An 11,869-nucleotide genomic window follows, 5' to 3' on the forward strand; every position below is an offset into this window, starting at 1 on the left:
GGTCATCGTTTACTTTACAGGGCGTTGCACCGTAGTATGACGGTTTGTTTACGGGTTGTTAGCGCGAGATTATGCGATTTTCCAGATTTATCATCGGATTGACTACCAGTGTGGCGTTCACTGTCCAGGCAGCGAATGTGGATGAGTATATTAATCAACTCCCAGCTGGCGCTAACCTTGCGCTGATGGTGCAAAAAGTGGGTGCCCAGGCGCCGGAGATTGACTATCACAGCCAGCAAATGGCACTCCCCGCCAGTACACAGAAAGTGATTACAGCTCTGGCTGCGCTCTTGCAGCTGGGGCCCGATTTCCGCTTCACCACCACGCTGGAAAGCAAAGGCAGCGTGGATGACGGCGTCCTGAAAGGCGATTTAATCGCCCGTTTTGGCGGCGATCCGACTTTTAAGCGCCAGGATATCCGCAATATGGTCGCGGTGCTGAAAAAGTCCGGGGTGCAGAAAATCGACGGCAATGTGCTGATCGATACCTCCATTTTTGCCAGCCACGACAAAGCCCCCGGCTGGCCGTGGAACGACATGACTCAGTGCTTTAGCGCCCCGCCATCTGCGGCAATCGTCGACCGTAACTGCTTCTCCGTCTCGCTGTACAGCGCGCCTAAGGCCAATGATTTAGCCTTTATTCGCGTGGCGTCCTACTACCCCGTCACCATGTTCAGCCAGGTACGCACGCTGGCGAAAGGCTCGCCTGATGCACAGTATTGCGAGCTGGATGTGGTGCCTGGCGATCTGAACCGCTTTACCCTGACCGGATGCCTGACGCAGCGTGCCGACCCGCTGCCGCTGGCGTTCGCTATTCAGGATGGTGCCAGCTACGCCGGTGCCATTCTGAAAGATGAGCTGAAACAGGCCAATATCAGCTATTCCGGGACGCTACTGCGCCAGACGCAATCCAATGAACCCGGCACGGTAATTGCCAGCAAACAGTCCGCGCCGCTGCACGATCTGCTTAAGATTATGCTGAAAAAGTCCGACAACATGATCGCCGATACGGTGTTCCGCATGATCGGTCATGCCCGATTTGGCGTTCCCGGTACGTGGCGGGCAGGTTCCGATGCCGTTCGCCAGATCCTGCGCCAGCAGGCGGGGATCGATCTTGGTAACACTATTGCGGTCGATGGCTCCGGCCTTTCGCGCCATAATTTGATCTCACCTGCAACAATGATGCAGGTTCTTCAGTACATTGCGCAGCACGACACTGAGCTAAACTTTATCTCGATGCTCCCTCTCGCGGGTTACGATGGTTCTCTTCAATACCGTGCGGGTCTGCACGCTGCTGGCGTAGACGGCAAAGTTTCCGCCAAAACGGGTTCACTGCAAGGGGTGTATAACCTGGCAGGCTTTATTACGACTGCCAGCGGACAACGCATGGCGTTTGTGCAGTATCTTTCCGGCTATGCCGTCGAACCGAGCGACCAGCGTAATCGCCGTATCCCTCTGGTACGTTTCGAAAGCAGGCTTTACAAGGACATCTACCAGAATAACTAGCGATGAAATTACTCATTGTTGAAGACGACCTGTTATTACAGGAAGGTCTGGCGCTGGCACTGGCCAACGAAGGATATGCGCTTGATTGTGCTGCCACTGCGGCAGAAGCTGACTCGCTGATTCAAAGCGGCGAGTACAGCCTGGTGATCCTGGATTTAGGGCTGCCCGATAAAGACGGCGCTACGTTGCTGAGCCTGTGGCGTCGCCGCGGCGTTGAAAATCCGGTACTGATCCTGACAGCGCGCGATGCCCTCGCAGACCGAATCAATGGTCTCGACTCCGGCGCCGATGATTATCTGGTGAAACCCTTTGCCCTGGCAGAGCTACAGGCTCGCGTTCGCGCGCTGATTCGTCGCTATCAGGGGCACAGTGACAATCTGGTGACAGATGGCGATCTGACGCTGAATTTGCAAACCCAACAGGTGATGCGTCATTCGCAGGCGGTCGAAGTCACTCCGAAAGAGTTCGCTCTGCTCACGCGGCTGATTATGCGCACCGGACAAACCGTGCACCGCGAAACTCTCCAGCAGGATATCTATTCCTGGCAGGACGATCCGGGATCAAACACCCTTGAGGTCCATATTCACAATCTGCGGCGCAAGCTCGGTAAAGACCGCATCAAAACCGTTCGCGGCGTGGGCTATCGCCTGGAGAGTCAAAAATGAACAGCATGCGTCGGCGATTGATGGTTTTGCTGGCGGTCATTCTGTTATTTTTCCAGTTGATTAGCGTGATTTGGCTGTGGCACGAAAGCCGCGAGCAAATTGGCTTTCTGGTGAGTGAAACCCTGTCGGCAAAATCACGCAACCAACATGTCGAGAAGGAGATCCGCGAAGCCATAGCCTCGCTGCTGGTGCCTTCGCTGGTCATGGTCGGTTTTACCCTGCTCTTCTCCTTCTGGGCCATCACCTGGATTACGCGCCCGCTAAACAAACTGCGCGTCAGTCTCGCCAACCGCTCGGCGGATAATCTCACTCCCCTGCCTCTTTTTTCCGATATGGAAGAGATTGGAGCGGTGACTACGTCGCTGAATCAGCTGCTTGCCCGTCTGGACCACACCATCAAGCAGGAGCGCTTATTCACGGCTGACGCGGCCCATGAGCTGCGTACGCCACTGGCTGGCATCCGGCTTCATCTGGAACTCATGTCTCAGTCAGGCTCACCACAGGCTGCGACGCTGATTCATCGCATCGATCAGCTGATGCATACCGTCGAACAGCTGTTGATGCTCGCGCGAGCGGGGCAGGCAATGGCCAGCGGCCATTATGATACGGTCAACTGGAGTGAGCATATTATCGCGCCGCTGGCGTTAGAGCATGAGGCGAAAGAGCACAGCGTCATTTGGCCGCTTCAAAGCTCTCTGACCGTTCAGGGCGATCCGGTACTTCTGAGATTGATGCTGCGCAATCTGCTGGAGAATGCGGCGCGCTATAGCCCGGCGGGTACGACTATCACCGTCACGCTAACGGAGCACGACGAGGGCACCCAGGTCAGCGTCATCGATCAGGGGCCAGGCATTGACGAGGCGCATCGCCACTCGATTACCGAGCCGTTCCGTCGTCTCGACCAACGTTTTGGTGGCAGTGGGCTGGGGCTGAGTATTGTCCAGCGTATCGTGCAGTTGCATCGCGGCAATCTGACGCTGGAGAATGCGCCTGAGGGCGGGTTAATCGCCAGTTGCTGGCTGCCCTCCACGCTGAGCTAAAAAAAAGCCCCCTTCGAGAGGGGGCTTCTTAGCGGATTAGTGCTTGTAGATGAATTCGACACCTTCTTCGTCGTCTTCGTCCCAGTCATCATCCCAGTCTTCGTCATCTTCGACGTCAACTTCTTGTTCTTCGAGCTGCTGGCGATGATAGTCATCCCACATAAACTCAACTTTCTCAGGCCCTTTCACTTCTTCTGCCTGAGCAACTGGGTTTTCGATGATAAACGTCATCACATCCCAGCAAAGATCTTTCACGCCCATCTGGCTTGCCGCAGAGATCAGGTAGTATTTGTCTTCCCAACCCATAGCTTCAGCGATGGCTTTCGCTTTCGCTTCTGCTTCGGCTTTGTCCATCAGGTCGATCTTGTTAAAGACCAGCCAGCGCGGTTTCGCGGCCAGCTTATCGCTGTATTTCTCCAGCTCACCGATGATGATGCGCGCATTCTCAACCGGATCAGAACCGTCGATCGGATCGATATCGATGAGGTGCAACAGAACACGACAACGCTCAAGGTGTTTCAGGAAGCGAATACCAAGGCCTGCGCCTTCAGCCGCACCCGCAATCAGACCAGGGATATCGGCGACTACAAAGCTCTTTTCGTTATCCATACGGACAACGCCGAGGCTTGGTACCAGGGTCGTAAACGGATAATCCGCCACTTTTGGTTTCGCCGCAGAGACCGCACGAATGAACGTCGATTTACCGGCGTTTGGCATGCCCAGCATACCCACATCCGCCAGCAGCATCAGTTCCAGCTGCAGATCGCGTTTATCGCCCGGCGTACCCATCGTTTTTTGACGCGGAGTACGGTTCACAGACGATTTGAAACGGCTGTTACCCAGACCGTGCCAGCCACCTTTTGCCACCATCAGACGCTGACCGTGTTTGGTCATGTCACCCATGGTTTCGCCCGTCCCCTGATCGATAACACGCGTACCGACAGGCACTTTAATGGTGACGTCTTTGCCGCGTTTACCGGTACAGTCGCGGCTCTGACCATTCTGCCCACGCTCCGCGCGGAAAGATTTTTCAAAGCGGTAGTCGATCAGCGTGTTGAGGTTTTCATCCGCCTCTAACCACACGTCACCACCATCTCCACCGTCGCCGCCGTCAGGGCCGCCACGAGGAATGTATTTTTCACGGCGGAAGCTAACGCAACCATTACCGCCATCACCTGCAACAACCAGGATCGTTGCTTCATCAACAAACTTCATCTTACTCTCCGTAAATCATTCGCCTGAGCGGGGGACAACTACAACCGCTTCACTTTTGCGCCAACGCCCCCAAAGACGATGACCAATGGCGGAATACATCGCGCCCGCAACCACGACAAACGCACCGAGATAACCCAACAGGTTTAACATCGGTTTGACGAAGAAATCGGGCCAGGCCATTGATAACAAATCTGAAAATAACAGCGTAAACAGCGGCGTGAGTGTAATCAGGGCACTCACTTGTGCTGCCTGCCAGCGCGCCATCGCTTCGGCCAGCGCGCCATAACCGACCAGCGTGTTAAGCCCACAAAAAATGAGGCACGCCAGTTGCCAGTCGCTTAACTGAGTAATGACACCCGGTTTCGCCAACGGCAGTAGTGCTATCGTACACAAAGTGTACAGCAAAAAGAGGATCTGCTGTGAGGCAAGTCTGCGCAATAACACCTTTTGCGCGACGCCGTAGCTCACCCAGACCGTTGCTGCCCCGACGCCAAAAATCACACCCCAGGTGTAATCTGTCAGTCGGGTAAAGATCTCAATCAGGCTGGTGTTAAAGAACATCACCAGACCACACAGCAACATGATTGCCCCGATGATCTGTGTGCCGCGCATCTTTTCCTTGAGGATAAAGACGCTGGCCACCATCATGCCAACCGGTGAAAGCTGACCAATCACCTGAGACGCGGTGGGACTTAAATACTGCAAGGAAGAGCTGAACAGAATGAAGTTACCGAACAGACCACCCGTCGCAATAGCCAGAAGCACCAGCCAGCGTGGTTTACGGAAAATCCGCAGCGGCGGCAGTTTGCCTTTTATCGCCAGAATCGCGCCAAGGCCGATACTGGCCATCAGAAAGCGATAAAACACCACTGTCGGCGGTTCCATCACTTCCAGGACCTGCTTCATAGCAATTGGCAACGCCCCCCAGCACACCGCTGTAGTGAGTGCCAGAAGAATGCCGATGCCAGCCTGCTGTTTCATGCCGGTTTTCCCTGCAGAAAATTTTCCGGGTTTTCAATGTAAAAAGCCCCGCAACACGTTGCGGGGCTTTAATCCGTTACCGGACCACGAAAAACTTACTCAGCAACGATGCTGATGTATTTACGGTTGTTCGGGCCTTTAACTTCAAATTTCACTTTACCGTCTGCTTTAGCAAACAGAGTGTGGTCACGACCGCAACCTACGTTGTTGCCAGCGTGGAATTTAGTACCACGTTGACGAACGATGATGCTACCCGCCAGAACAGATTCGCCACCGAAACGCTTAACGCCAAGACGTTTAGCTTCTGAGTCGCGACCGTTACGAGTTGAGCCGCCAGCCTTTTTATGTGCCATTTAAATCTCTCCTCAGGTCTTAGGCGCTGATGCCAGTAATTTTCACATCAGTGAACCACTGACGGTGGCCCTGCTGCTTACGGTAGTGTTTACGACGACGAAACTTAACGATTTTAACTTTCTCGCCACGACCATGAGCAACAACTTCAGCTTTAATCACGCCGCCATCAACGAAAGGAACGCCGATTTTGACTTCTTCACCGTTTGCGATCATCAGAACTTCAGCGAACTCAACAGCTTCGCCAGTTGCGATGTCCAGCTTTTCCAGGCGAATGGTCTGACCTTCGCTTACTCGGTGTTGTTTACCACCACTTTGGAAAACCGCGTACATATAGAACTCCGCTTCCGCGCACATCCTCGTGTGATTCAGAGTGCGCTATAAATATTCACAATAGGGCGCGAATATTACGCAAAACGCGAGCCTTTGACAAGTGCTACCATCAATACATGAAGAAAAAAAACACAACGCGTACGCTAACGTTTATCTGAGCCGTTTTTTCAGTACAATCAGCAATACTATTGATAAACCGAAACCTTCATTAGCCCAGTAGTCATGCGCTAAACAGAATAAGAAGCCCGGCTTTTGCGATGAATTTAGAAAAAATCAACGAGTTAACCGCGCAAGATATGGCGGGTGTGAATGCAGCAATCCTGGAGCAACTCAACTCTGATGTTCAACTCATCAATCAGTTGGGTTATTACATTGTCAGTGGCGGCGGTAAACGTATTCGCCCGATGATCGCCATCCTGGCCGCGAGAGCCATTGGCTATCAGGGAAATGATCACGTCAATATCGCGGCCCTGATTGAGTTTATCCACACAGCCACGCTGCTGCATGATGACGTGGTAGATGAATCCGATATGCGTCGCGGTAAAGCCACCGCGAACGCCGCCTTTGGCAACGCCGCCAGCGTCCTGGTCGGCGATTTTATCTATACCCGCGCCTTCCAGATGATGACGCGTCTCGGCTCGCTCAAAGTGCTGGAGGTGATGTCTGAAGCCGTGAACGTCATCGCTGAAGGCGAAGTGCTCCAGTTGATGAACGTCAACGACCCGGACATCACTGAAGAAAACTACATGCGCGTCATCTACAGTAAAACTGCGCGCCTGTTTGAAGCTGCGGCTCAGTGCTCCGGTATTCTTGCGGGCTGCACCGAGGCTCAGGAGCGGGGTCTGCAGGATTATGGCCGCTACCTGGGCACCGCGTTCCAGCTGATTGACGATCTGCTCGACTACAGCGCCGATGGCGAAACGCTGGGCAAAAACGTCGGAGACGACCTGAACGAAGGTAAACCGACCCTGCCGCTGCTGCACGCAATGCGTAACGGCACGCCAGAGCAGGCAAAGCTTATCCGCGAAGCGATCGAGCAAGGAAACGGAAGACATCTTCTGGAACCCGTACTGGAAACAATGGCGATCTGTGGATCGCTGGACTGGACGCGTCAGCGCGCAGAAGAAGAAGCCGACAAAGCCATTGCCGCTATTCAGGTTATCCCAGACAGCCCATGGCGAGATGCGCTAATCGGGCTGGCACACATCGCCGTTCAGCGCGATCGTTAAGTTCCTTTTTCTCCCCGCGGCATTCGCGGGGAGTTTCAATAAGTTCCAAAAACACCCAATCTAACGTTACACATTCGGCTAACATGCCGTGTGTATAAAGCCTTGATATATTCTGAATGTTGCATCCTGTTATTCGAACTTTTTAGAACGACCGTTCGAAGAAGGTATAATCGCCATGTCAGTTCAGCCGAAATGACGTGGACGTATTTGAACCAGAGGACAGGATATGGATAAGAAATTTATCGACTGGCATTCGGCCGACATAATTGCCGCATTGCGCAAAAAAGGGACATCGCTGGCAGCCGAATCGCGACGAAGTGGATTAAGTTCTTCTACGCTGGCTAACGCGTTAACCCGTCCGTGGCCCAAGGGAGAGTTGATCATTGCCAGTGCGCTGGAAACGCAGCCTTGGATTATCTGGCCCTCGCGTTACCACGATCCCATTACCCACGAATTTATCGACAGAACACGCATGATGCGCAAGAAGACAGAGGGAAAAGAGCGCCAGAACTGACGCTTTGACTCAGACAGGAACAGCAACCCCCCGGTCAATATTGGCAGGGGGCTGCGGGAACGATTACTCGCCCTTCACACGCTCGATATTTGCACCCAGCGCGCGCAGTTTGTCTTCAATACGCTCGTAGCCGCGATCGATATGATAGATACGATCCACAATCGTCGTCCCTTCCGCAATACAACCCGCCAGCACCAGGCTCGCAGAGGCACGTAAATCCGTTGCCATCACCTGCGCACCAGACAACGTTTCTACACCGTGGCAGATAACTGTATTGCTCTCGATTTCTGCGTGTGCACCCATACGGATCAGTTCCGGTACGTGCATGAAGCGGTTTTCGAAAATGGTTTCAGTGATGAAGCCAGTCCCTTCCGCCACCAGGTTCAGCAGCGTGAATTGCGCCTGCATATCCGTCGGGAAAGCCGGGTGTGGTGCCGTACGCACGTTCACCGCTTTTGGACGGTTGCCGTGCATATCCAGGCTGATCCAGTCTTCCCCGATTTCGATATCCGCACCTGCGTCACGCAGTTTTGCCAGAACCGCATCCAGCGTGTCCGGCTGCGCGTTGCGGCAGATGATTTTGCCGCCAGAAATGGCAGCTGCAACCAGGAAAGTACCGGTCTCGATACGGTCTGGCAGAACACGGTACACACCGCCGCCCAGGCGCTCAACGCCTTCGATGGTAATGCGATCGGTACCCTGCCCGGTGATCTTCGCGCCCAGCGCCACGAGGAAGTTCGCGGTATCCACGATTTCCGGCTCACGCGCGGCGTTTTCGATAACCGTAGTTCCTTCAGCCAGCGTCGCCGCAGACATGATGGTGACGGTCGCGCCAACGCTCACTTTATCCATCACAATGTGCGCGCCTTTCAGACGGCCATTGACGGACGCTTTCACGTACCCTTCTTCCAGCTTGATCTCTGCGCCCAGTTTTTCCAGACCAAAGATGTGCAGGTCAACAGGACGTGCACCGATAGCACAGCCGCCCGGCAGAGACACCTGGCCCTGACCAAAACGAGCCACCAGCGGGCCAAGCGCCCAGATGGATGCACGCATGGTTTTTACCAGATCGTATGGTGCGGAGAAGTTATTGACGTTGCTGGCATCGATCCACACGGAACCATTGCGCTCCACTTTGGTGCCCAGCTGAGTGAGCAACTTCATGGTGGTGTCGATATCTTTCAGTTTCGGTACGTTCTGGATTTCTACCGGCTCTTCCGCAAGCAGTGCGGCGAAGAGGATCGGCAGCGCAGCGTTTTTCGCGCCGGAAATTGTGACTTCGCCCTGGAGACGCGTAGGTCCCTGTACACGAAATTTGTCCATGATGTGCTCTCTTATGAATTCAACCGTGCTGCGGGCTAGAGACCCTCAGCTCAAAAACCGTTTAGCTTGCGATCGCGTTCCCACTCTTGCGGGGTATACGCTTTGATCGACAGAGCGTGAATGCGATTATCTGCAATGTATTCCATCAGCGGCGCGTAGACAGCCTGCTGTTTTTTCACACGGCTCATGCCGTCGAAAATCTCACCCACAGCAATAACCTGAAAGTGACTGCCATCGCCAGTGACGTGGACTTCCTGAAGGGAGAGTGCGTTCATCAGCACTGTCTGGATTTCATGATTTTCCATGGGTTCTAAATCATCGGGTAGTGAAACAAGCCCAACATCTTAGAGCAAAGTGACGCAGGCTTAAACAGGCAAAAAGCCCCGACGATGAAACAGTCGAGGCTTTCAGAAGTAACGCACTGAAAATATTAACGAGGTAAAACGTCTTCGGGCAGATTATAGAGCTGCACCAGCGTCAGCACCTTTTCGCTGACCCCGCTTAACGTGACCGCCTGGCCCAGCTTTTTACCTTCAGCCACCAGATGGACCAGCAGCGCAACGCCTGCCGTATCCACGCGGGTAACGTGGGTTAAATCGATAAGCTTAACGCCCTGCATGATGTCACGACGCACATCCCACAGGGGGTTCAGCAAATCCTGGTCAAGTTCACCGGACAGCGCGAGTTTGTCGCCTTCACGCGACCAGCTAAATGGCTGCGTCATTACTTTTTCTCGTCCAGAGAAATTTTCTGGCTGGAGATCGATTTCAGCTGTGCGGTCAGGCCATCAATACCTTTAGTACGCAGCAGATCGCTCCACTCGTTCTGTTTGGTCGTGATCATGCTCACCCCTTCGGCGATCATGTCATAGGCCTGCCAGTTGCCCGTCTGGGAGTTTTTACGCCACTGGAAATCCAGGCGCACCGGAGGACGGCCGTTCGGATCGATAATGGTCACACGAATCGGTACGATGGTCGCGTCACCCAGCGGTTGTTCCGGAGCAATTTGATAGGTCTGGCCGTGGTACATTGCCAGCGCCTGGCCGTACGCCTGTTTCAGGTATTCACGGAAAGCGGCAAAGTAAGCATCGCGCTGCGCAGGAGTCGCATCTTTGTAATAGCGGCCCAGCACCAGCGCCCCCGCATATTTCACCTGCACATACGGCAGCAATTCCTGATCCACCACATCACGCAGGTAATCCGGGTTTGCACGAATTTTAGGTTGCTCGTTTTTCAGGCGATCAAAGGTCTTCTGCGCCGCCTCATCCATCAGTTTATAGGGGTTGCTCTGATCCGCAGCAACAGCTGCACTCAACGGGGCAATCACCAGCATGGCAACCATTAACAGTCGTTTAATCATGAATTACTTCTCCTGAGATGAATTCGTCGTGCCAGGGGTCGGCGCGACGTCAGTTTGGCCTTCACTCTGTGCAGAGGTATCGTCTGATTTCTTATCATCTCCTTTACCGCTGTAAAGGAACTGACCAATCATATCTTCAAGCACCATGGCTGACTTCGTATCCTGAATCACGCCGCCGTCTTTAAGAATAGACGTTCCCAGCTCAGGATCTTCAAAGCCGACGTTCAGCGCCAGGTATTGCTCGCCCAGCAGACCGGACGTGCGAATAGACAGCGAACTGGTGTCCGGAATGTGGTTGTAGCGCTCTTCGATATCCATTTCGACGCGTGGCAGATAGGTCTTTTCATCCAGCGTGATGTCTGAAACGCGGCCAATCACCACACCGCCGATGCGCACCGGCGAACGGGCTTTCAGACCACCGATATTATCGAAGGTCGCATAGAGACGATAAGTGGGTTCAGTCCGAATGGAGGTGATATCCGCCGCTCTGAGACAGATAAACAGCGCAGCCAGAAGCGCCAGCAGCAGAAACACACCTACCCAAATTTCACTTTTTCTTGTTTGCATGAACTCAATTCCCAAACATCAGTGCGGTGAGCACAAAATCCAGGCCAAGAACGGCCAGCGACGAATGAACCACAGTACGCGTTGTCGCGCGACTGATGCCCTCAGAAGTTGGTATCGCGTCATATCCGTTGAACAACGCAATCCAGGTCACAGTCACGGCGAATACCGCGCTCTTAATCAGGCAGTTCACCAGGTCCATGCGCAGATCGACGGCATCCTGCATTGCAGACCAGAAGAAACCAGCATCAATCCCTTTCCACTGCACGCCAACTAATGAACCGCCCCAGATACCGACGGCGACAAACAGTATGGTCAGCAGCGGCAGAGAGATCACCCCCGCCCAGAAACGCGGCGAGATCACGCGGCGCAGCGGGTCGACCGCCATCATCTCCATACTGGAGAGCTGTTCCGTCGCGCGCATCAGGCCAATTTCGGCGGTTAACGCGGAACCGGCGCGGCCGGCGAATAACAGTGCCGCCACCACCGGGCCAAGCTCACGCAGGAGCGAAAGCGCCACCAGCATACCGAGACTGGTTTCTGCACTGTAGGTGGTCAGCACCAGATAGCCCTGCAGCCCCAGCACCATGCCGATAAACAGACCCGACACGATGATAATCAGCATCGACAGTACGCCGACATTATAGAGCTGACGAATCAGCAACGGGGAGTGTTTGCGGAATTCCGGCTTACCCACCAGCGCATTGAACAACATCAACCCGGCACGCCCGAACGTCCTGATGGTTTTTATGCCACGGTGTCCAAGGGCGGCCAACGCATTTAACAGCAT

At 54.1% G+C, this 11,869-nt stretch carries 15 protein-coding genes; 5 read left to right on the forward strand and 10 right to left on the reverse strand.

The features are described from left to right. Positions 1-71: 71 nt before the first annotated feature. From dacB to pmrB, 3 genes are read left to right on the forward strand one after another with little or no spacing between them, the layout of a single operon-like run. Positions 72-1,505 (forward strand): serine-type D-Ala-D-Ala carboxypeptidase, encoded by a 1,434-nt coding sequence (gene dacB, locus ABIE11_RS18660; protein WP_100778745.1) that lies wholly within the window; start codon positions 72-74, stop codon positions 1,503-1,505. Between the two features lie 2 nt (positions 1,506-1,507). Beyond that, complete coding sequence (gene pmrA, locus ABIE11_RS18665; RefSeq protein ID WP_429185108.1) at positions 1,508-2,170, forward strand: two-component system response regulator PmrA; 663 nt, start codon at positions 1,508-1,510, stop codon at positions 2,168-2,170. Then, on the forward strand, positions 2,167-3,210 hold the full coding sequence (gene pmrB / locus ABIE11_RS18670) for a two-component system sensor histidine kinase PmrB (RefSeq protein WP_371973316.1): 1,044 nt from the start codon (positions 2,167-2,169) through the stop codon (positions 3,208-3,210). The genes pmrA and pmrB overlap by 4 nt, the downstream gene beginning before the upstream one ends. Positions 3,211-3,246: 36 nt before the next feature. Here the strand turns inward: pmrB and cgtA are convergent, their stop codons facing one another. From cgtA to rplU, 4 genes are all read right to left on the reverse strand, one after another. Continuing rightward, positions 3,247-4,425, reverse strand: a complete 1,179-nt coding sequence (gene cgtA, locus ABIE11_RS18675; RefSeq protein ID WP_100778742.1) for an Obg family GTPase CgtA — start codon at positions 4,423-4,425, stop codon at positions 3,247-3,249. A 15-nt stretch (positions 4,426-4,440) separates the two neighbouring features. Next, a complete protein-coding gene (locus ABIE11_RS18680) occupies positions 4,441-5,406 on the reverse strand; it encodes a DMT family transporter (protein WP_100778741.1) in 966 nt (321 codons plus the stop codon). A 95-nt stretch (positions 5,407-5,501) separates the two neighbouring features. Then, positions 5,502-5,759 carry a 50S ribosomal protein L27 gene (rpmA, locus tag ABIE11_RS18685; RefSeq protein ID WP_004385076.1) on the reverse strand — a complete coding sequence of 86 codons (258 nt, stop codon included), beginning with the start codon at positions 5,757-5,759 and terminating at the stop codon, positions 5,502-5,504. Between the two features lie 19 nt (positions 5,760-5,778). Further along, a complete protein-coding gene (rplU, locus tag ABIE11_RS18690; RefSeq protein ID WP_095284390.1) occupies positions 5,779-6,090 on the reverse strand; it encodes a 50S ribosomal protein L21 in 312 nt (103 codons plus the stop codon). A 257-nt stretch (positions 6,091-6,347) separates the two neighbouring features. Between rplU and ispB the strand changes: the two genes are divergently transcribed. Then, entirely contained in the window at positions 6,348-7,319 is a 972-nt protein-coding gene (ispB, locus tag ABIE11_RS18695) for an octaprenyl diphosphate synthase (protein ID WP_102105489.1), read from the forward strand. 226 nt (positions 7,320-7,545) lie between these two features. Beyond that, positions 7,546-7,833, forward strand: coding sequence for a DNA-binding transcriptional regulator SfsB (sfsB, locus tag ABIE11_RS18700; protein WP_100778739.1), 288 nt, complete (start codon positions 7,546-7,548; stop codon positions 7,831-7,833). Positions 7,834-7,896: 63 nt separating this feature from the next. Here sfsB and murA read toward each other — a convergent pair whose 3' ends face one another. The 6 genes from murA to mlaE all read right to left on the reverse strand — a co-directional run bounded on the left by murA (position 7,897) and on the right by mlaE (position 11,869). Next, positions 7,897-9,156, reverse strand: coding sequence for a UDP-N-acetylglucosamine 1-carboxyvinyltransferase (gene murA / locus ABIE11_RS18705; protein ID WP_107702764.1), 1,260 nt, complete (start codon positions 9,154-9,156; stop codon positions 7,897-7,899). A gap of 50 nt (positions 9,157-9,206) precedes the next feature. Next, a complete protein-coding gene (ibaG, locus tag ABIE11_RS18710) occupies positions 9,207-9,461 on the reverse strand; it encodes a BolA family iron metabolism protein IbaG (protein WP_100778737.1) in 255 nt (84 codons plus the stop codon). Positions 9,462-9,586: 125 nt separating this feature from the next. Continuing rightward, on the reverse strand, positions 9,587-9,880 hold the full coding sequence (gene mlaB, locus ABIE11_RS18715) for a lipid asymmetry maintenance protein MlaB (RefSeq protein WP_107702763.1): 294 nt from the start codon (positions 9,878-9,880) through the stop codon (positions 9,587-9,589). Continuing rightward, the gene (mlaC, locus tag ABIE11_RS18720) at positions 9,880-10,515 is read right to left on the reverse strand and encodes a phospholipid-binding protein MlaC (protein WP_100778735.1); all 636 of its coding nucleotides are present in this window, start codon (positions 10,513-10,515) and stop codon (positions 9,880-9,882) included. The genes mlaB and mlaC overlap by 1 nt, the downstream gene beginning before the upstream one ends. Positions 10,516-10,518: 3 nt before the next feature. Beyond that, positions 10,519-11,082, reverse strand: coding sequence for an outer membrane lipid asymmetry maintenance protein MlaD (gene mlaD / locus ABIE11_RS18725; protein WP_100780811.1), 564 nt, complete (start codon positions 11,080-11,082; stop codon positions 10,519-10,521). A gap of 4 nt (positions 11,083-11,086) precedes the next feature. Beyond that, entirely contained in the window at positions 11,087-11,869 is a 783-nt protein-coding gene (gene mlaE / locus ABIE11_RS18730; protein WP_100778734.1) for a lipid asymmetry maintenance ABC transporter permease subunit MlaE, read from the reverse strand.

Source organism: Lelliottia sp. 489, assembly GCF_050435885.1.
Classification (GTDB): domain Bacteria; phylum Pseudomonadota; class Gammaproteobacteria; order Enterobacterales; family Enterobacteriaceae; genus Enterobacter; species Enterobacter nimipressuralis.